We start from the raw sequence: 21,397 nt of genomic DNA on the forward strand, positions 1-21,397 counted from the left end.
AATAATGAAAGAACTATTTTCAGCATACAAGCTCCCTATTATCTTTGGGGGTCTTGGACTACTGCTAGCTGTTTTATGGTTAACGATTGGATTTTTCAAAACATTGTTGATCATCATCATGACAGCAATTGGCGCAGGAATCGGATTTTATTTGAAACAGACAGGAATAGTGGATCAATTTTTTAAATCATAGGAGGAAACAAAGATGGAAAACAAAAACATGAACACAACAAATGGATCAGTTTTGGCAAATGAAAAAGGAGAAAACCGCATGATGAATGGTGAATTGACTTATGAAGACAAAGTTATCCAAAAAATCATCGGCTATGCATTGAAAGATGTAGACGGTCTATTGACATTAGATGGCGGATTCTTCTCAAATATGGCTGAAAAATTAGTCAACACAGATAATGTAACAGCAGGTATCAATACAGAAGTAGGGAAGAAACAAGTAGCTGTGGACTTAGATGTGATTGTAGAATACGGTAAAGACATTGAAGACATCTACAACCAAATCAAAGAATTGATCAGTACTGAAGTCAACAATATGACACATTTAGATGTTATCGAAGTGAATGTGAATGTTGCAGACATCAAAACACAAGAAGAATACCAAAAAGATCAAGAAACAGTACAAGACAAAGTAACAGAAGCAGCAAAATCAACAGGACAATTTGCTTCACGCCAAACAGATAAAGCAAAATCTGCTGTAGGCAAAGGTGCACAAAAAGTCAAAGAAAATAACGAACCACGTGTACAATAAGAAGTAAAAAGTCAGTTAGGAGGAATTTAAAATGGGATTTATTTGGGCATTAATCGTCGGAGGTATCATCGGAGCAATTGCAGGAGCAATCACGAATAAAGGATCATCAATGGGAATCATCGCGAACATCATTGCTGGTTTAGTAGGTTCAGCCATTGGACAAGCTTTATTAGGAACTTGGGGACCAACAATTGCAGGAATGGCTATCATTCCATCATTAATCGGTGCAATCATTTTAGTATTAGTCGTTTCATTCTTTGCACGTAAATTATAAGCAAATTGAAGAAAAACTTATGTTGAAATGAAGAACAAATTTGAGAACCGCAGCGAAACTTGCTGCGGTTCTTTTTTTATATATTTTTATATGCAGTATTCTTTATTCTTTATAAAAAAATAGCTTGAAAAATAAATAAAGGCGAAAATAAACGGTTTTCTATAAAAGAAGATCGTTTATTTTTTTGTCTTTATTTGGTCAAAACGATAAGAAAACACAGCACACCAAGCTTTTATTGATTGTCTGTCTTTTATAAATACAAGAATGTATTCAAAAAAACAGAAGAAAAATACAAGTAGATTTTCTTTTATACTCATAAACGTAGAAAGGAGGCGAAAAAATGAATACATTACCTATCAATACAGGAGATACAGCATTCATGATTTTATGTACAGCAATGGTTTGCTTGATGACTCCTGGTTTAGCATTTTTTTACGGCGGACTGGCACGGAAGAATAACATACTGACGATCATGACTCAATCTTTTCTCTCAGTTGGGATAACAACGATCATGTGGGTATTCGGTGGATTCGGATTGGCATTTGGACGGGATATCGGCGGTATGATTGGAAACCCAGCAGATTTCTTTTTGATGAGACATGTCACAAGCTTCCCCAACATGTTCCATGGAGCGACGATTCCATTTTTGATGTTCTTTCTTTATCAACTGATGTTTATCGTGATTACTGTTCCTTTGATGACAGGAGCTTTTGCAGGGAGACTGAATTTAAAAGGCTATATTATCCTTGTTGTTTGTTGGAACCTGCTGATTTACTTCCCTGTTTGCCATTGGATATGGGGCGGCGGATTTTTGGATCAGATGGGATTTAGAGATTTCGCTGGCGGAGCAGTCATCCACACGACAGCTGGATTCGGTTCATTGGCATGCATCCTCACACTTGGACAAAGAAAGATTCCTATGGGCGAAAGAAATCAGCATAGCAGTCTTATGGCAGCAGCTATCGGTACAGGTCTACTTTGGTTTGGCTGGTTCGGTTTTAACTCCGGTGGTGCACTTCGAGCAGATGATCAAGCAGTCAATGCATTTGGTTCAACATTCATCGCTCTTGCATTTGCGATGGTTACTTGGTTGATTATTGCAAAAGTAAAAGGAAATGGCTTTGATTTTGTCGACGTACTAACAGGATCCGTTGCTGGATTGGCAGCCATTACGCCTTGTGCTGGTTATGTAGAAGCAAAAAGTGCCATGTTGATTGGAATCATTGCTGGAATCGTCTGTCATGCTGCTGTTGATTTTCGTAAAAAGAAACAATGGGACGATGCACTTGATGTGTGGGGCGTCCATGGAATGGGCGGATTCACAGGGACGATCCTGATCGGAATTTTTGCAACTAACAGCCATTTATTAACAAATCCAAGCAGCTGGTACTTCTTAGGAATCCAAGTGATTGGTGTCATCATTACTGCCGTGTATGCCTATGTGCTGACAACAGCGATTCTAAAATCAGCCATGCATTTCACAACGATCACTACTACAAAAGAAGAGCAGGAAGAAGGATTAGACTTTTTCTTCTTCGGTAACAAACGCAATTGAAACAAAATCAAATAGAAAAGAGGAAGATTCATGCAACAAAGCAAAACGAAAATTCCTGCAAAAAAATTAACGTTCTTCGGCTTTTTAGCCATGACGATCTCAATGGTCGTTTCATTATATGAATATCCCACATTTGCGACCTCTGGCTTCAGTTTAGTATTTTTCTTGTTATTAGGCGGTTTGCTATGGTTTATCCCTGTAGCATTGTGTGCAGCAGAGATGGCAACAGTGAAAGGCTGGGAAAAAGGCGGTGTCTATACTTGGGTCAGTCGGACATTGGGAAAACGATTTGGTTTTGCTGCTATCTTTTTCCAATGGTTTGAGATAACTGTTGGCTACTTGACTATGCTGTATTTCTTGACTGGTGCATTATCCTACGCAACAGGGATCGATGCTATACAAAACAATAAATTTCTAAAATTGGCTATCTTATTGATTATTTTCTGGGCTATTTTGCTCTCTCAGCTAAAAGGAACCAAATACACTTCTTTAATTGCTCGAATCGGTTTTGTAGCTGGGATCTTATTGCCTGCATTAGTCTTGTTTGGCTTAGGGATCCACTATGTCGCTTCAGGTGCTCCACTACAAACGACACTGTCTATGAAAACATTGATTCCTGATTTTTCAAAATTACCTACGCTGGTTGTTTTTGTTTCCTTTATTTTAGCGTATATGGGAGTAGAAACATCTGCTAGTCATGCAAATGAAATGGAAAACCCTAAAAAGGATTATCCATTAGCAATGTTTGTATTGGTTATTCTAGCAATCATTTTAGACACTTTTGGCGGATTGACTGTGGCTACTACAGTACCTCAACAGGGTTTGTCTCTTAATACAGGAGTGATCCAATCGTTAGAATTCCTATTAAGACACATTGATCCAAGTCTTGCATGGGTTGCGAAAATCCTTGCAATCCTTGTTTGTTTAGGTGTCATCGGAGAAATAGCTTCTTGGGTAACTTCTCCTTCAAAAGCACTTCACGTAGCGGCAGAAGAAGGATTACTTCCTGAATATTTTGCGAAAGAAAATGCACATGGTGTTCCTGCGCATTTGATGATCGCAAATGGGATTGTTGCGACAATCTGGGCAGCCGTCTTTACATTAAGTGGCGGGGGGAATAATCTTTCATTTCTTGCAGCGATGTCATTGACTGTTGTGATCTACCTAATGTTGTACTTTATGTTTTTCGCTGGCTATTTGAAGTTAGTGTTTAAAGATGAAAGTCTTGAAAGAGCCTATCAGGTTCCAGGAGGAAAAGTTGTAAAAGTAATCGTTGCTTGTTTAGGTCTTTTGACTTCACTTTTTGCTTTTTGTATCTCATTTGTTCCACCTGCAAGTATCGCCGCTGGACAGCACGGGATTTATGAAACGATTCTGATTGTTTCTTATCTTATCGTATTAGTGATTCCATTTACGATCTACGCATGCCGTCATAAATTCCAGCATGCAGAAAAATAAAAAATGAAAGCTGGTTATTCAAATGGAAGGAAAAGAATTAGAACAATTGATTGGAAAAAATTTCCACTATTATCAAACAGGACAAGTAGCAGACTACATTCCAGCGTTAGCTGAAGTGGATCCAAAACAATTAGGTATGGCGATTTATGATCTGGATACAAAACAACTGATCAAGGGAGGAGATGCCGATGTACGTTTTGCCATCGAAAGCATGTCAAAAGTTCCCGTATTGTTATTAGCAATCAAAGATAACGGAATTGAAAAAGTCTTTCAAACAATCAACACAGAGCCAACCGGATTTGCTTTCAATTCTATCATGAATATGGAGATCAATCATCGCAAACATCCGATGAACCCTTTTGTTAATGCAGGAGCGATTGCAACAACCTCTTTGATTGCCGGAAAAGATGCAGATGAAAAATTTGAACGGATCGTGTCATTTATGAAAGAAATCTGTGATGATCCTGATATCACATTGAATGAAGAAATCTATCATTCTGAATCAAGAACAGGTGATATCAATCGCTCTCTTGCTTATTACATGAAAGGCAATCAAATGATCGAAGGAGACGTTCCAGAGATACTCGATGCCTATTTCAGACAATGTTCTGTCAATGTCACCGCTACAGGTATAGCAAAATTAGCCGCTGTATTGGCAAATAAAGGGATCGCTCCTTGGAATGGCAAACGGCTCATTACTGAAGAAAGTGCAACGATCGTCAAATCAATTATGACAACTGCCGGTTTGTATGATGAATCAGGTGAGTTTTCCGTCCATGTTGGTGTACCTGCAAAAAGCGGTGTAGGTGGCGGCTTGATGGCAGCTGTGCCCAATCGTTACGGCATAGGCGTCTTCAGTCCAGCACTAGATCCATTCGGTAACAGTGCAGCTGGCATTCAATTACTGAAGGACGTAGTCAAAGAACTAGATGCTGATATCTTCGAATAACCTTTCTTGAAAGTGGCTGGGGTAAAGGTCCAAGCGACGCCAAGTTATCGAAACGATAGCTGGAATTGTAAGCTTGATCGACTTTTGTTCCGGCTTCTTTTTTTATTGGTTTTTGAAAGGGGTTTTCTAAACAAAAAGTAAATAAAAAAGCGATTCGTGGATATGTTTAAATAAAACTATAAGAAAAACTGGAGGCGTGTATCAGGAATGCTGGAAAAATACATCGAGCGAAATATATTTAGAAAAGTGTATCTATGCGAACAATTATTTGAATTCCAAGAAATAGATATCGAACAAACAGCTATTTCACTAGGGGTGACCACACCGACGATCCTTCATGATCTAGAAAGTCTAGCCGAGTGTCTGGAATATTGCATAAAAGAACAAATAAGAGAGAAGCATAAGTACAAACTTATATTTAAACGAGGGATTGCTCTTTCTGAGCTTACGCAATTTTTGTATGGTCAATCTTATTTTTTAAAGTTTTTAAGTTATTATTTCAAGGGCATATTCACGAGTACAGAACTGGCTGATCTTGAATTTATTTCTTTGAGCAAAGTATATACGATCAAAAAGAGCGTCTTGGATTTTTTCAAAGAAAATGATTATTTGAAAAATAAAGAAATCATTATTCCAGAATTTGATTCGCGGAATATTCTGCTAGCTTTAGTACGTTATATCAATTGGGAAGGATATGAGAGTAAAAATCCGCATGTAGAAGAAGCTTGTAACGAGCTGATCGATTATGTAGAGACTCATTTTTTTAAAAGAAGATATTCGGAAGACGAAAAATTTTTTATCATACGGGGAATAGAGATGGCAATTGGAAGAAAGGCGTTTCCCCTTGAACTGAAAGAAGAAGATAAGAAAAGTGCGGAGACGAAGCCGTTATTTCAATTAGTCTGTCAAGGATTGGAAGAGCAAAAAGGAATGTTAGACTTACAGGAAGAAGATGTCTATTATATTTTTTCTTTGTTCAATAGCAGAAATTATACCAATGAGAACATGGAGCTGTTAAGAAAAGATTTCGAAGTTGTGTATAAAAATTTTGTTCTCAATGACCTGTCACTCAATGAATTGATTTTACAGATTCTCCCAGTCGCTGAAATCGACGATGCAGACAATTTTATTTTTAAGCAATCCTTTTTACAATTCGTCCGCACGTTGTGGGCAGACGGTCAAGTATTTTTACCGGAACGAATCTATCTACTGTCAGAAAAAGAACAACTTCTATACAGAAAAATAGTAGAAGTGCTAGACGATTGGAAAAAGAAAAACCAAATTCATCTAAGATGGAATGATAATTTCATCCGAAAATTTGTTAAGAGTCTTTCTTTGATTACCAGAGATCAGATGATACAACAAGAAATAGAAATATTTGTTGTTTCTGAAAGTTCAGTCAAACAATTTTTTTATCGAACCCAATTTCATTTGTATGCTGAAGAAGACATGGCTGAAATAAATCCCATTTTATTTCGTTCTTTAGAAGAATTACCTGATGAATGTTTGTGTTCAAAAAAACGAGTGGTTTTATGCGATGCTACTAGCTATCAAACTGGTTTAGAAACTGAAAAAACAAAGGTCTATCCTATCTCGTTAAAAGGCGCAAACATCCTTTTGTATCGTATTGCTCAAGAGCTTCATTTATTAAAAAAACATATTTCTTGAGGAGATCTTAAAGCAAGACAAAAATCAACTTTCTACAGCGCTTTTTAAAAGACTGTAGAAGTTTTTTTATTTGTGATCTGATTTGTGCGAAGAACTACTTATATAACAAACTTTCTCTGAAAATTTTTTAAAATACTATTGACTTAGAGTCAACTCTAAGGAGTAGAATAGATAAAGTGTTACAAATCTATTTTCAACTAAAAAGAAGATAGTACGGAGGAGAGAATGTATGATGAGTACAGCATTACATGTATTGGATACAATCAACAGTCCAGCAGATGTCAAAAAATTATCTGTGGAGGAAATGAAACAGTTGGCAGAAGAAATGCGCCAAAAAATCTTGCAAAAGGACAGCGATGTAGGTGGGCACGTTGGTCCGAATCTAGGTGTAGTCGAATTAACGATTGCTTTTCATTATGTATTTGATTCACCTAAGGATAAAATCGTATGGGATGTTTCCCATCAATCTTATGGTCATAAGCTGCTAACTGGTCGGAAAAATGGCTTTGAAAAAGGACATTACCATGAAGTAAGCGGGTATTCCAATCAACACGAAAGTGAACATGATTATTTTACAGTGGGTCACACATCTACATCTATCAGTTTAGCTACTGGGTTGGCTAAAGCCAGAGATCTGAAGAAAGAATCAGGGAATGTGGTAGCATTTATTGGAGATGGCTCACTAAGTGGCGGCTTAGCTTTTGAAGGGCTAAACAACGGCGGCGCTTTACAGACCAATCTAATCGTATTAGTAAACGATAATGAGATGTCTATTGATGAGAACCACGGTAGCTTATACCAGAACTTAGCAGAGCTTCGTCAAACTCACGGTGAAAGCAGTAATAACCTATTTAAAGCTATGGGATTTGATTATCGCTATGTGGATAATGGAAACGACCTAGAGACGGTGATCCGTTTATTTGAAGAAGTAAAAGATATTGATCATCCCATCGTACTTCACGTACATACGGAAAAAGGCCGCGGTTATCAGCCAGCAATCGATAATAAAATGAAATATCATTGGCACGTCCCATTTGATCTGTCTACAGGAGAAGCAAAACAGGCAGCTTCTGGAGAAACATTCAATACGATCATCATGGATTATCTGGATAAAAAAATGCAAACAAGTACAGTACCTATTGCCGCAGTCAATGCAGCAATACCAGGTGCCTTTGGACTGAAAACATTCCAAGAAAAACATCCAGATCATTATTTTGATGTGGGGATCGCCGAGCAGCATTCCATCACCTTTGCTTCTGCTTTGGCTTCTCAGGGAGTACGTCCAGTCGTCTTCCAATCAAGTACTTTCCTGCAACGGGCATATGATCAATTATCACATGATTTAGCGATCAACGAGAATCCAGTCATCCTTTTAGTTGGTGGCGGAACGATCTCTGCTAGTGATCGAACACACCAAGGAACATTTGACATTCCTTATTTATCAAGCATCCCGAATATCAAATATCTTGCTCCAGCGACAAAAGAAGATATGATCTCTATGCTAGATTGGGCTTTTGAGCAAACAGCACAGCCTGTGGCAATTCGAATCCCTACTCACGGTGTAGAACATGGTAAAGCCATCGCAAATGATTACAGTATTCCAGCCTATCAGACAGTAAATAAAGGCGAAAAAGTGGCAATTTTAGCTTTAGGTGGTTTTCTTGGACTAGGAAAAGAAACAATGGAAGCTTTTAGAGAAAAAGGAATCGAAGCAACATTGATAAATCCAGGAACAATTACAGAAAATGATGTAGAAACATTAGATAAATTAAAAGAAGCCCATGAATTAGTCATCACATTAGAAGATGGTAGTTTATCAGGCGGATTTGGCGAAAAAATCAGTCGTTATTATGGTGATTCTTCAATGCATGTGCTGAATTTCGGTGCAAAGAAAGAATTCACAGATAGTGTTCCAACAGTTAAACTTTATGAACGTTATCATTTGACACCAAGCCAAATCGTTGAGGATAGTCTACGTGTCTTAAATATTCAATAATACATCGTATTTTCCATCCAGATAATCGTTTATACTAGTATCTGGATGGTTTTTTATTATACGAAACAAAGGAGTAGATGCTCTTATGTATCAAAAAGTAGAAGAATATTTCAAAAAGTTTCAAGAAGAATATCCTAGGTATCAATCAGAAAAACTAAGCTTTTTTTCATTTGGGAATACAGAAGAAATGGCAGATGAATTGAGTGAATTAGTTGTAAAAAAAATAAAAACCGGTACATCAAGTGGATACGATCTATACAAAAAAGAGAAGGAACCTTTACCGAAAGCGGGTCAGTTAGATGTGGTTCTGAATGGAAAAAATGAACCAGTTTGTATCATCAAAAATATAAATGTGACTATCTTGTCTTTTAGTGAAATCACGGAAGAACATGCTTGGAAAGAAGGAGAAGGAGATCGAACGTTAGCTTATTGGCGGAAAGTCCATACTGACTTTTTCAAGCATGTCTACAAAGAAGCACTGAACATGGCATTTACAGAAGAGAAGCTGATCGTATATGAAGAGTTTGAAGTAATTTTCTTTTAGCAAGAAAGGCTTGCTAAAAGAAAAAAGATAGCTCCTTTATTGACTCCTAGATAGAAAAGGGTTACATTTTTATAAGAAGATGTATTTCTAGAGAACGTCATTGGAGGAGATAGTGTGGATGTACTGGAAAAAATAAAAGGTGGGATTGTCGTTTCTTGTCAAGCTTTGGAAAATGAGCCATTACACAGTTCTTTTATCATGGGGAGAATGGCTTTGGCTGCAAAAGAAGGCGGAGCAGTTGGTATTCGCGCAAATACAACAGAAGATATCAATGAAATCAAGCGAATCGTTGATTTGCCAGTCATAGGGATCATTAAAAGAGATTACGATGGATCAGAAGTATTTATTACTGCGACAGAAAAAGAAGTGAAAGAACTTTTGGAGACGCAAGCTGAGATCATTGCACTCGATGCAACTTCTCGTAAACGTCCGACAGAAAAAGCAACAGCTGAGCTTGTCCAAATAATCCACGATCACGGTCGATTAGCCATGGCAGATATTTCGACTTTTGAGGAAGCGCTTCAAGCACAAGAAGATGGTTTCGATCTCTTGTCTACGACATTAGCAGGATATACAGAATATTCTCGAAAGACACAGACGCCTGATTTTGATTTGTTGAATCAGATCATAGAACAAGTCAATATACCAGTAGTCATGGAAGGACATACTGACTCTCCAGAACAAGTAGAGAAAGCCTATGAATTAGGTGCTTTTTCAGTCGTCATTGGATCCATCATCACCCGTCCACAATTCATCACTAAAAGATATGTCGAAGCCGCGAATAAAGCAAAGAACTAAAAAACACGTACGGCACAGATTCTTGACAAAAAAGAAAAATTAATAGATAGTTTAAAGCAGATTCTAAGAAGAAGAGGAAAGCGTTGCTTTTCCTTTTGTCTTCGCAGATCTGCTTTTTAGCGAATTTTACAGAAAGAAGGCGAGACCATGTTTGAACGAAGTCCTTCAGAATTGACAGAACGTGAAAATTACAAGTTGCTGATTGGTTCAGTTATCCCTAGGCCAGTTGCGGTAGTAACGACTAAATCCGTAAATGATATAGTGAATATCGCACCCTTCAGTTACTTCAATATCGTCAGTTCGAATCCACCTATCTTATCCTTGGCGATCCAGAGAAAACAAGATACAGTAAAAGACACAGCAAAAAACATTCTTGAGACAAGAGAAGCGGTCATCCATATCCTTGATGAGGACAACGTAGAAGAAGCAAATAAAACAGCAGCTAATCTGCCTAATGAGGAAAGCGAACTACACTTGACTGAATTGACTTTAACAGATTCAGCAATCGTTTCAGTTCCAGCATTGACAGAAGCAAAAGTTCGTTTTGAGACCACCTTATATGAACATGTCGAGATACGGAATAAAAATAAAGTAACAGCTGATTTATTTTTGTTAGAAGTACAGAAATATCATTTGAATGAAACAGTCTATGATGAAAAGACGGGAAGAATCGACCCAAGAGAATTGAATGCTATAAGCCGTTTGGCAGGAAATGATTATGCAGCAATAGGAGAAATTTTCACGATCGCACGTCCCCAATAGGAAGGAGTAATAGGTATGTTAAAAATAAGTTATAAACCATCAGCAGATTCAAAAGAAATGGAAAAAGAATACGAAACAGTGAATGATTTTCTGCAAGGGCAGTATTTAGAAGTTCCGCCATTGCAAGATCATTTTGTCGTCACAAAAGTTACTTTAAATGACAAAGAAATAGGAGTAGCAGACCACACGATTAGTGGGCTATTCAATTACTTCAACAAATAAATATTTATTCCGAAAAGTGAAAATCATATAAAAAAACACCAAAAATAAAAAAATTATCAAGGAATCCTGGCACAATTGAAAGAAACTGCGTTAGGATTCTTTTTCGTTATTTGTTATTTTTTCCTAAAAAATATTAAAGATTGTTAAATTTCACTATTTCATTTCAAATTCCATTGCCTATTCATTAGGAAAAGTCTATCATGGACTCGTAAATAGAATATAGTAATAACCTTGTTAGGTGAGGCTCCTATACAAACATAGGCTATTGCCCAGAAACGTCGAAAGTCGCCAATGGGTAAAACAGAAACTGTCGGATTAAGGCTTTTTCCAATAGCTAAGAATGTTTTCTTTACGTTGTATAGTGCTAAAACTCGGACGATGAGATGATGCTAGGTCAGAATTCTTGTTCGAAAAGGTTTCTGACCTTTTCTTTATATTTTCAAGACTGACTTATTTGATGAGACAAACTCGCTCCTCACCTGACAAGTGGATTACTGTGTGAGGAGGAGATGCGGTGAAAAAAAGAAAAAAGATCGATTGGTGGATTTTGGGTCCTTATTTGACTTTGTCCATGATCGGTCTTTTAGAAGTATACAGTGCTAGTTCTTATCGCTTATTGCAAGCAGATGAAAATACAAAAAGTCTATTATTGCGCCAACTGATTTTCATATTTTTGAGTTGGGGCGTAATCTTCTTAGCTCGTTCAATCAAACTGCACTATTTACTTCACCCTAAAATAGCAGGATATGGTTTAGCTTTATCGATTTTCTTTTTAATCTTAGTACGAGTAGGAATATTCGGTGTCACTGTCAATGGCGCACAACGTTGGATTTCTCTGTTTGGCATTCAATTCCAGCCTTCAGAATTAGCAAATCTTTTTCTGATTTTTTATCTAAGCTGGTTTTTTCGTGACGGAAATAATCCGCCAAAAAATCTAAAAAAACCTTTCCTGATTACAGTAGGCATAACTTTGCTGATTTTATTCCAGCCAAAGATTGCTGGAGCATTGATGATTCTTTCGATTGCTTGGGTCATTTTTTGGGCAGCAGCAGTTCCATTTAAAAAAGGAATCTATCTGATTGTTACTTTTTCTGCCTTATTGATTGGAGCAGCCGGCGGAGTATTATATTTAGGAAACAAAGGCTGGCTTCCCCAGATGTTCAATCATGCTTATGAAAGAATTGCGACTTTAAGAGATCCTTTCATAGATAGTCATGGTGCGGGCTATCAAATGACTCATTCGTTTTATGCACTATACAATGGTGGCATATGGGGGAGAGGATTAGGAAACAGTATCACAAAAAAGGGATATCTTCCAGAGACAGAAACAGATTTTATTTTTTCGATCATTACAGAAGAGCTTGGGCTAATTGGTGCATTGTGTGTACTTTTCTTATTATTCTCATTATGCATGAGAATCTTTTGTTTAAGCAGTCGTTGTAAAAATCAACAAGCTGGATTGTTTCTTTTAGGATTCGGAACTTTGCTATTCGTTCAAACGATAATGAATGTGGGAAGTATCGCAGGGCTTATGCCAATGACTGGCGTGCCATTACCATTTGTTAGTTATGGAGGAACAAGTTATCTGATCCTTTCTTTAGGAATCGGAATCACGTTGAATATTTCTTCGAAGATACAGGCCGAAGAGTTGCCGCTCTATCGACCTGAAAAACAATAAAGAGAAACTGAGAATCTCTCAGTTTGAATTATCATAAAGGACTATCTTTTATTTTTCAAGCGAGAGATTCTTTTTAGAAAGAGGAATTCGCAATGAAAGTATTTCAAAAAATCATATTATCTGTTTTGTTACTGCTTACACTAGTAGTCGGCTTTTTTTCGATTGAATTTGTCCATGGATTTTCGTCTGCAAAACAGACCTCAACTGTGAAAAAGGTAGAGCCGAAAAGTGTCCCTACCAAACTAAACGTGGCTTTGATTGGTTCGGATGCCCGTTCGAAAGACGAAAATGGTCGCTCAGATTCACTTATGGTTGCACAATACGACCAGAAAACACAACAAGCAAAACTAATCTCTATCATGAGAGACTCATATGTCGATATACCAGGTTACGGAATGGATAAAATCAATGCAGCGTACTCTTACGGAGGAGTTGATTTATTAAACCAAACATTAAAGGAAAATTTCAAATTTGAAGCCCCGTATTATGCAAGTATCACATTTCAAGATTTTATCGATTGCGTCAATGAACTGTTTCCAGACGGAGTAGAGATTGATGCAGAAAAATCTTTAGATTTAGATGGCGTATATATAAAAAAAGGGAAGCAAGTAATGGATGGCAATACGTTACTGCAGTATGCTCGATTCCGTGAAGACGAAGAAGGGGACTTTGGGAGGATTAGAAGACAGCAACAAGTGATTAAAGCGATCTCTCAGCAGCTGAAAGACGTCACTTCGATATTTAAATTACCGAAAGCAGTGGGAAAACTACTTGGCAGTATCCAAACGAACCTTCCTGAGAGTGTGCTACTGGATTGCGGTATGGATTTCCTCAAGGACGATAATAAAAAGATCAATACATTATCCGTACCAGTAGACGGCAGTTGGGACTTCAACGACAATACGCCTTCCGGAAGTGTTCTGGAATTAGATTTGACCAAAAACCAAGAAGCGATCAAAAAATTTCTGAATAATTAAGTAAAGAAAATAAAATAAAAGAAGTTAGAAATAACAATCTATGTTATGTTCTGACTTCTTTTATTATGTTAGAATAAACAGGTATAAATAGTGAAAATAAAGGAATGACAAGCAAGAGAAGGAGGAAAAAATGAAAAGAAGTGACAAGCACGGCAAAAATCGAACAGGCGCTTATATTGCCGGCGCAGTGATCTTAATAGCAGCTGCAGGTGGCGGTTATTTTTACTACCGGCACTATCAAGAAACCCAAGCAGTAGAAGCTGGAGAAAAGACGGTTGAGCAATTTGTCCAAGCTTTGAACAAAGGAGATTATAACAAAGCTGCAGGAATGGCATCGAAAAAGGCAGCAAATAAGAGTGCATTATCTGAAAAAGAGATATTAGAGAAATACCAAAATATATACGGTGCTGCCGATGTCAAAGGACTTGAGATATCAAATCTAAAAGTAGATAAAAAAGATGAGTCTACTTACAATTTTTCTTATAAAGCAAAGATGAATACCTCATTAGGTGAATTGAAAGATCTTTCTTATAAAGGAACATTAGACAGAACTGATGGTCAAACCACGATCAACTGGCAGCCCAACTTGGTTTTTCCAGAAATGGAAGGAAATGACAAAGTAAGCCTGACCACACAAGAAGCAGCAAGAGGGAACATTTTAGATCGAAATGGGGAACCATTAGCAACAACCGGCAAACTAAAACAATTAGGAGTCGTTCCAAGCAAACTTGGAGATGGGGATGAAAAAACGGCCAATATCAAAGCCATTGCTTCCGCATTCGACTTAACAGAAGATGCTATCAATCAGGCTATTTCACAAAGCTGGGTACAACCCGATTACTTTGTCCCATTGAAAATCATTGATGGAGCAACGCCAGAACTACCAGCTGGAGCTACCATCCAAGAAGTAGACGGCAGATATTATCCTTTGGGTGAAGCAGCTGCTCAACTGATTGGTTACGTGGGAGATATCACAGCAGAAGATATTGATAAAAATCCAGAATTAAGCAGTAATGGAAAAATCGGACGATCTGGTTTGGAAATGGCTTTTGATAAGGATCTTCGTGGGACTACAGGTGGAAAATTAAGCATCACGGATGCAGACGGTGTCGAGAAAAAGGTCCTGATCGAGCATGAAGTCCAAAACGGCAAAGATATCAAATTGACAATCGATGCGAAGGCACAAAAAACAGCTTTCGACAGTCTAGGAGGAAAAGCTGGATCGACTGTTGCGACAACGCCAAAAACCGGTGATCTTCTTGCGCTTGCTAGCTCTCCAAGCTATGATCCAAACAAAATGACAAACGGGATCTCACAAGAAGACTACAAAGCTTATGAAGAAAATCCTGAACAACCATTCATCAGCCGATTTGCGACAGGTTATGCTCCTGGATCTACGTTTAAAATGATCACAGCAGCAATCGGTCTCGACAATGGCACTATCGATCCAAATGAAGTGTTGACGATCAACGGGCTTAAATGGCAAAAAGACAGTTCTTGGGGATCATATCAAGTAACTCGTGTTAGTGATGTGTCACAAGTAGACTTAAAAACTGCTTTGATTTATTCCGATAATATATATATGGCGCAAGAAACATTGAAAATGGGGGAAAAGAATTTCCGTGCAGGTTTGGATAAATTCATTTTTGGTGAAGACCTTGATTTGCCAATCAGTATGAATCCAGCACAAATTTCTAATGAAGAGAGCTTTAATTCAGATATCTTGCTAGCTGATACTGGATATGGTCAAGGCGAACTTCTAATTAATCCTATCCAGCAAGCAGCAATGTATTCTGTTTTTGCCAACAATGGCACACTTGTCTATCCTAAATTGATTGCAGATAAAGAGACAAAAGATAAGAAGAATGTCATCGGTGAAACAGCGGTACAGACGATCGTGCCAGATTTGAGAGAAGTTGTGCAAGATGTAAATGGTACAGCACACTCTCTTTCTGCTTTAGGGATTCCATTGGCAGCGAAAACTGGTACAGCGGAAATCAAAGAAAAACAGGATGAAAAAGGGAAAGAGAACAGTTTCTTGTTTGCTTTCAACCCTGATAACCAAGGGTATATGATGGTTAGCATGTTGGAAAATAAAGAAGATGATGATTCAGCAACTAAACGAGCACCCGAACTATTACAATACCTCAATCAAAATTATCAATAAAGAACGACTTCTTAACTATAGTAAAAGGACTGTGACGATACCGTCACAGTCCTTTTTTCGAATAAACGACAGGTTCACGACCTCTTTCTAGATCACTCACACTTCATAAACTTTTTTTGTAAAATATTTCAGAACAAGTGGAGAAATAAGTGTACTTAATAAAATCACGATTACTAAAGGTGAATAGTACTGTGGTTCGATCAATTGACTTTGCTGTCCAATTTGCAAAATGATCAAAGCCATTTCTCCACGCGAAATCATACCAGCACCGACCATCAATGAACTATGTTGAGAAAAACCGGCAATCTGAGCACCAAAATACCCTCCAAGCAATTTGGTCAAAATCGCTACAAGCGTCAATATAGAAATAAAGAGCAGCTGCTCACCAAAGTCAGAAAAATCAACTTCTAATCCTACACTGACAAAAAATACTGGTATAAATACTGCATATCCTAAAGCTTCAACATTGTGGTATACTTCTTCTTTGACCTTCGTCTGACTGACTGCTATCCCAGCAAAAAAGGCACCAATGACAGAACTAAGACCCACAAGATCCGCTACGTAAGACATACCTAAACAAATAACTAGCGATACGATGATAATAGAAGAATTTGCGTACACTTTTTCTGCAAATGAAAGCAAGAAGGGTGCAATCCATTTGACTAATAAGAAAATAAAAACAAAGTAAACGAGCTGTTCAATCAAAACAAGCGGTAAAGAAGCATTGCTAGAAGCTTCCCCAGTGAGAAAAGATAGACTGAAACTTAGGACTAAAACGACTAAAATGTCATCTACAACAGAAGCACCTAAAATAGTTGAGCCTTCTTTCGTATTCACCACGTTTAGTTCCTTTAATACTTCAACTGAAATACTGACAGAAGTTGCTGCAAGAATAATTCCAAAGAAAATCGCTTCATTTCCCGAAACTTGGAATGCCTCGCCTGTTAGCCAGCCAAAAACAACAGGGAAGATGATTCCAAGCAAAGCAACAAACATGCCTGGTCGGAAATATTTTTTTAAAAGAGATAAATCACTTTCCAGACCAGCTAAAAACATCAATAAGATTACACCAATCTCCGAGAAGTCATGGACTAGAATATCCGGTTTGACCCAATTCAATCCAGCTTGTCCTAGCAAAACACCAACAAGTAATTGTCCGATTACTGCTGGAATACCTAATCTCCTAGAGATATGTGAGCCAATCGTTGTTGAAATCAATATCAGGCATAAAATACCAATAAATTCCATTCTCATCATTCCTTTGTATAAAATATAGCCCGAACTTAGCATAACATATATTATTGAAAAAATAGGAAAATATACTCATAAAAAACCAACAATCCAAAAGTATTTTTTTTGGATTGTTGGTTTTTAAACAGTCTATTTTAATAACTAAAAACGATTAACGTATAGTCATTTTTCTTATTCTGATAAAATTGATGATCTCCTGGATGCCCATGAAAATCAAGATGAAACCGAATATTTGAAATAGAACCATCAAGCTTTTGAATGGATTGAACAATAAGACGAATCCGCCAATCAACAACAGAATACTATAAACACTCCAACTTTTAGCTTTTGTATTCATGCTGAAGAACAACTGGAACAAACTGTTGATGATAACAGCTAATCCAAGAAGAATCGGCAGGATAGAAACAATTGCAGGTGCAAAAGCATAAACGATCAGCGCGCAGATCAGGAAAAAAAGACCACTAAACAGACCGATACTCCAAGAACCTGTTTTCCTTTTAAAACGGTAAGCCTCAAAAAGATTCAACAACCCAAGCAAAACAAGATAGGCGGTGATCAGATAACCAATAAAATGAAAAACAGCAGAAGGGTTTAGCACAATCGCAATCCCAGAAATAATATAAACAGCAGCTCTTAATAAGGCGTATTTTTGAATATTTTGTTTAATCGTCTCAAACATATAAGAAAACCTCCTTTGACTTATTTTAACGTGAACTAGTCATTTTACCAAATCAAACGTTACAAGATGAGCGAAGGAGAAGAGCTTCTTGGGGGAAATCATTTTCTGAGGATCTTTTCCATTTTTTTGCCTTTTGCTAGCTCATCGATCATTTTATCTAAATAACGAATTTCTTTCATCAAGTTATCTTCGATATTTTCTACTCGCACACCACAAACAACACCTGTAATCAAAGAACGAGAAGGATTGGGGGCAGGGGCTTCCGCAAAAAATTGTTCGAAAGTCACTTGTTTTTGTAGTTGATCTTCTAGTTCTGTTTGGGAATAACCCGTCAGCCAGCAAATGATTTCATCTACTTCTTCTTTTGTACGATCTTTTCTCTCTGCTTTTGCTACATACATGGGATAAACGCTTGCAAAACTTGTCTTAAAAATACGATTTTGCACCATAATCAGTCACCTTTCTTCTCTCAAACTATTTACTACTATAGTATATAAAAAAAAGAGAAGAAAAAGTGATGATTCAAAAAAAAAAAGACAAAAAGGATTGTGACAAAATTCTTGTCACAATCCTTTTTTCCGAATAAACGGTGATTCCTCGGTCACAGGTCACAATATTCAACAAACATGAGAAACTGTTTATTGAAATTGTTCCTTGTGACTCGGAGCTGAACGGCAGGCTCACAACCTCTATCTGTTTTTTGCACAATCTTCATAGCTCAAGTGCGCATCAGATAATCGAATGCTCCTAAAGCTGCAGTAGCTCCTGAACCCATTGAAACGATGATTTGTTTGTATGGACTATCTGTACAATCACCAGCTGCGAAAACGCCGGGGATATTCGTTGCGCCATTTTTCTCGGTCACTATTTCATTTCTTGGGTTCATGTCGATCGTTCCATCTAGCCAATCCGTATTAGGAAGTAAGCCGACTAGAATGAATACTCCTGAAACAGCTAGCGTATGCATCTCCATCGTACGGCGATCGATATAGGAGAGAGATTCTACCTGATTCGTACCGCTGATTTCTTTCGTCGCTGCATTTTTGATAACAGTGACATTCGCAAGAGAGACTAGTTTATCCTGTAAGATTTGATCTGCTTTTAATTCTGGTAAGAATTCTAGAACATATACATGTTTTGCTAACCCAGCCAAATCGATTGCTGCTTCAACACCAGAATTACCACCACCGATAACAGCAATCTCTTTTCCTTTGAATAGAGGACCGTCACAGTGTGGACAATAAGCAATTCCTTTATTTTTAAATTCTTTTTCGCCCGGTACATTGATAGAACGCCAGTGTGCACCTGTCGCAATAATTGCCGTTTTTGCTTGAAGTGATATGCCGTTAGCCAAGCCGATATTGATAAAATGTTGCTCTTTATTTAAGGAAACAGCCTGTTGATTGATCATAATATCGATAGGGTAACTACGCACATGATTTTCTACTTGCTGCATCAATTTTGGCCCTTCTGTGTAAGGGATACCAATCATATTTTCAATTCCTAGGGTTTCAACGACTTGTCCACCGAAGGAGTCAGCAACAATCCCTGTGCGGATTCCTTTACGTGCGGCATAGATAGCTGCACTACTAGCTGCTGGTCCGCCACCGACCACTAATACATCATAAGGTTTTTTTTCAAATAATTCTTCTTCAACCAAAGGACCAGTGATTTTTTCAACGATTTGTTCGATCGTCATGCGTCCGCTACTAAATTCTTCACCATTTAAAAACACTGTTGGCACTGCCATGATTTGTTTATCATCGATTTCTTTTTGGAACATACCGCCTTCAATCATCGTATGAGTAATATTTGGATTTAATACAGCTAATATATTCAATGCCTGTACAACATCGGGGCAATTATGACAAGTCAAGCTGACATAACTGTCAAAATGCAGCGTTTGTTTGATTTGTTTGATTTTGAGACTCAAAGATTCGCTAATTTTCGGTGCCCGTCCACTAATTTGCAACAGTGCTAGTAAAAAAGAAGCAAATTCATGACCGAAGGGGATACCAGCAAAAACAATTCCACTTTCTTTGCCAAGAGGGCTGATAGAAAAACTAGGTGTCCGCGTCAACTCTTTTTTTTCCCAAGAGATTTTAGGAGACATTTCTGATATTTCCTTCGTAAATTCTGCTAATTTTTGACTATTTTCACTAGTATCCAAACTAACAGAAAAAACAATAGGAGATTCAATCAGTGCTAAATATTGTTCGAGGTTTTGTTTAGTTTCTTTATCTAACATGTCGACCACCTAAATTTTTCCAACAAGATCAAAACTTGGTTTCAATGTTTCGCCACTTTCTTTCCATTTTGCCGGACAAACTTCACCTGGGTGGGTACGTACATATTGAGCAGCCCGTATCTTATCAATCAGTGCACTAGCATCACGACCAATTCCATCTGCATTGATTTCCATGGCTTGAACGATGCCGTCTGGATCAATAATAAATGTTCCTCGTTGAGCTAATCCTTGTTCTTCATCCAACACATCAAAAATACGAGAAATCCGATGCGAAGGATCGCCAATCATCGTGTATTCGATTTTACCAATAGCATCTGATGTATCATGCCATGCTTTGTGAGTAAAATGGGTATCTGTAGAGCAAGAAAAGACTTCAACGCCCAAAGATTTCAAGGTGCTGTATTGTTCTTGTAAGTCTTCTAGTTCAGTGGGACAAACAAAAGTGAAATCTGCTGGGTAGAAACATAGGATGCTCCAATTCCCCATAAGGTCTTTCTCGCTAATTTCTAAAAATTCTCCTTGATGATAAGCTTGAGCGTTAAATTCTTCGATTCTTTTCCCAATCAATGACATAGTAAAACCTCCAATAATAATTATTTATTTATAATAATTGTAATTTAGTTGGAGTTAGAAAGTCAATGAATATTTTGTTATTTAATAAAGATTACTCAAAAACGCTGGTTAATTATAAAATGGAAGAGGCACAAGAAAATACAACTACTTGAAATACTCAGGATAACGTTGAGTGACAGTTTCTTGTTCTTTCAGCATCATGTGCAAGTGCAATCCCGTTTGAAAACGAGCTTCTTCTGGTTTTTTATCGACTAATGCTCTGAATAAATCTTCATGTTGTTCCATGATCGTTTCCCATGGAAGCCCTTGGATGGTCACTCTTAACCAACGAAAACGTTCTAAATGGGTATTGTGGTCATCTAACCAGTTCCAAACTTCTTTTCTGCCGGCAATTTCGAAACAAGCTTCATGAAATAAATTATCTGCACGAAAAAACGCACGTTCATCCTTTATTTGGGCTGCTTTTTCTTGTTCTTCTAAAATCGTTTCTAACACTATTCGTGTTTGATTGTCCAATTTGGAACAGCATTCGATCATGATCTGCTGTTCTAATTGTTCACGAACAAATCGAGCATTTTCTGCAGAATCGAGATTGATTCTTGACACATACGTACCACTTTGAGGAACTGTGTACACGAGTTCTTGCTGACGTAGTTGAATCAATGCTTCGCGAATGGGGGTCCGGCCGATAGAAAGATGCTCCTCCAACGCTTTTTCAGATATTTTCCTTCCAGGTTCTAGGTCCGCATAGATGATTTGTTTACGAATCGCTTGATAAGCTTGAGATTGCAAGCTACTTTTCATTTTTATACCTCCAAAATCATTTCTATGAACG

21 protein-coding genes and 1 riboswitch are annotated in these 21,397 nt (G+C 37.6%); of the genes, 15 read left to right on the forward strand and 6 right to left on the reverse strand.

Annotated elements, in window-relative coordinates; all coding sequences use genetic code 11:
- The first annotated feature begins 4 nt into the window (after nucleotides 1-4).
- The 15 genes from A5816_RS04950 to A5816_RS05025 all read left to right on the forward strand — a co-directional run bounded on the left by A5816_RS04950 (nucleotide 5) and on the right by A5816_RS05025 (nucleotide 15,811).
- Nucleotides 5-193 carry a DUF2273 domain-containing protein gene (locus tag A5816_RS04950; protein ID WP_002290682.1) on the forward strand — a complete coding sequence of 63 codons (189 nt, stop codon included), beginning with the start codon at nucleotides 5-7 and terminating at the stop codon, nucleotides 191-193.
- Between the two features lie 12 nt (nucleotides 194-205).
- The gene (locus A5816_RS04955) at nucleotides 206-763 is read left to right on the forward strand and encodes an Asp23/Gls24 family envelope stress response protein (RefSeq protein ID WP_002295944.1); all 558 of its coding nucleotides are present in this window, start codon (nucleotides 206-208) and stop codon (nucleotides 761-763) included.
- Nucleotides 764-794: 31 nt separating this feature from the next.
- Entirely contained in the window at nucleotides 795-1,037 is a 243-nt protein-coding gene (locus tag A5816_RS04960) for a GlsB/YeaQ/YmgE family stress response membrane protein (RefSeq protein WP_002290686.1), read from the forward strand.
- 340 nt (nucleotides 1,038-1,377) lie between these two features.
- Nucleotides 1,378-2,592, forward strand: coding sequence for an ammonium transporter (locus A5816_RS04970; RefSeq protein WP_070769936.1), 1,215 nt, complete (start codon nucleotides 1,378-1,380; stop codon nucleotides 2,590-2,592).
- Between the two features lie 30 nt (nucleotides 2,593-2,622).
- On the forward strand, nucleotides 2,623-4,050 hold the full coding sequence (locus A5816_RS04975; RefSeq protein ID WP_002340660.1) for an amino acid permease: 1,428 nt from the start codon (nucleotides 2,623-2,625) through the stop codon (nucleotides 4,048-4,050).
- A gap of 22 nt (nucleotides 4,051-4,072) precedes the next feature.
- Nucleotides 4,073-4,999: a glutaminase A gene (gene glsA, locus A5816_RS04980; protein ID WP_086310865.1), complete on the forward strand. Its 927-nt coding sequence runs from the start codon at nucleotides 4,073-4,075 to the stop codon at nucleotides 4,997-4,999.
- 207 nt (nucleotides 5,000-5,206) lie between these two features.
- On the forward strand, nucleotides 5,207-6,667 hold the full coding sequence (locus tag A5816_RS04985; protein WP_002374697.1) for a hypothetical protein: 1,461 nt from the start codon (nucleotides 5,207-5,209) through the stop codon (nucleotides 6,665-6,667).
- Nucleotides 6,668-6,899: 232 nt separating this feature from the next.
- Nucleotides 6,900-8,663 (forward strand): 1-deoxy-D-xylulose-5-phosphate synthase, encoded by a 1,764-nt coding sequence (locus tag A5816_RS04990; protein WP_086311171.1) that lies wholly within the window; start codon nucleotides 6,900-6,902, stop codon nucleotides 8,661-8,663.
- Between the two features lie 85 nt (nucleotides 8,664-8,748).
- Complete coding sequence (locus tag A5816_RS04995; protein ID WP_086310866.1) at nucleotides 8,749-9,207, forward strand: ASCH domain-containing protein; 459 nt, start codon at nucleotides 8,749-8,751, stop codon at nucleotides 9,205-9,207.
- Nucleotides 9,208-9,321: 114 nt separating this feature from the next.
- Nucleotides 9,322-10,005, forward strand: coding sequence for an N-acetylmannosamine-6-phosphate 2-epimerase (locus tag A5816_RS05000; RefSeq protein ID WP_086310867.1), 684 nt, complete (start codon nucleotides 9,322-9,324; stop codon nucleotides 10,003-10,005).
- Nucleotides 10,006-10,152: 147 nt separating this feature from the next.
- Nucleotides 10,153-10,767, forward strand: coding sequence for a flavin reductase family protein (locus A5816_RS05005; RefSeq protein ID WP_002374706.1), 615 nt, complete (start codon nucleotides 10,153-10,155; stop codon nucleotides 10,765-10,767).
- Between the two features lie 15 nt (nucleotides 10,768-10,782).
- The gene (locus A5816_RS05010; RefSeq protein ID WP_086310868.1) at nucleotides 10,783-10,989 is read left to right on the forward strand and encodes a hypothetical protein; all 207 of its coding nucleotides are present in this window, start codon (nucleotides 10,783-10,785) and stop codon (nucleotides 10,987-10,989) included.
- A gap of 223 nt (nucleotides 10,990-11,212) precedes the next feature.
- Nucleotides 11,213-11,379: riboswitch (M-box (ykoK) riboswitch) on the forward strand.
- 124 nt (nucleotides 11,380-11,503) lie between these two features.
- Complete coding sequence (locus A5816_RS05015) at nucleotides 11,504-12,667, forward strand: FtsW/RodA/SpoVE family cell cycle protein (protein WP_086310869.1); 1,164 nt, start codon at nucleotides 11,504-11,506, stop codon at nucleotides 12,665-12,667.
- Nucleotides 12,668-12,759: 92 nt separating this feature from the next.
- Complete coding sequence (locus A5816_RS05020) at nucleotides 12,760-13,644, forward strand: LCP family protein (protein WP_086310870.1); 885 nt, start codon at nucleotides 12,760-12,762, stop codon at nucleotides 13,642-13,644.
- Nucleotides 13,645-13,774: 130 nt separating this feature from the next.
- Nucleotides 13,775-15,811, forward strand: a complete 2,037-nt coding sequence (locus tag A5816_RS05025) for a penicillin-binding transpeptidase domain-containing protein (protein ID WP_086310871.1) — start codon at nucleotides 13,775-13,777, stop codon at nucleotides 15,809-15,811.
- A gap of 96 nt (nucleotides 15,812-15,907) precedes the next feature.
- Here A5816_RS05025 and A5816_RS05030 read toward each other — a convergent pair whose 3' ends face one another.
- The 6 genes from A5816_RS05030 to A5816_RS05055 form a co-directional block, all read right to left on the reverse strand.
- On the reverse strand, nucleotides 15,908-17,059 hold the full coding sequence (locus A5816_RS05030) for a cation:proton antiporter (protein WP_002319954.1): 1,152 nt from the start codon (nucleotides 17,057-17,059) through the stop codon (nucleotides 15,908-15,910).
- A 154-nt stretch (nucleotides 17,060-17,213) separates the two neighbouring features.
- Nucleotides 17,214-17,741, reverse strand: a complete 528-nt coding sequence (locus tag A5816_RS05035; RefSeq protein ID WP_002373323.1) for an HdeD family acid-resistance protein — start codon at nucleotides 17,739-17,741, stop codon at nucleotides 17,214-17,216.
- Between the two features lie 98 nt (nucleotides 17,742-17,839).
- Entirely contained in the window at nucleotides 17,840-18,190 is a 351-nt protein-coding gene (locus A5816_RS05040; protein WP_086310872.1) for a DUF2200 domain-containing protein, read from the reverse strand.
- A gap of 269 nt (nucleotides 18,191-18,459) precedes the next feature.
- Entirely contained in the window at nucleotides 18,460-19,989 is a 1,530-nt protein-coding gene (gene ahpF / locus A5816_RS05045; protein ID WP_086310873.1) for an alkyl hydroperoxide reductase subunit F, read from the reverse strand.
- Nucleotides 19,990-19,998: 9 nt separating this feature from the next.
- On the reverse strand, nucleotides 19,999-20,562 hold the full coding sequence (ahpC, locus tag A5816_RS05050) for an alkyl hydroperoxide reductase subunit C (protein WP_002400252.1): 564 nt from the start codon (nucleotides 20,560-20,562) through the stop codon (nucleotides 19,999-20,001).
- Nucleotides 20,563-20,706: 144 nt separating this feature from the next.
- Nucleotides 20,707-21,366: a GntR family transcriptional regulator gene (locus A5816_RS05055; RefSeq protein ID WP_086310874.1), complete on the reverse strand. Its 660-nt coding sequence runs from the start codon at nucleotides 21,364-21,366 to the stop codon at nucleotides 20,707-20,709.
- Between the last annotated feature and the right edge of the window lie 31 nt (nucleotides 21,367-21,397).

The sequence above is a fragment of the Enterococcus sp. 3G1_DIV0629 genome, assembly GCF_002141285.1.
Taxonomy (GTDB): domain Bacteria; phylum Bacillota; class Bacilli; order Lactobacillales; family Enterococcaceae; genus Enterococcus_B; species Enterococcus_B lactis.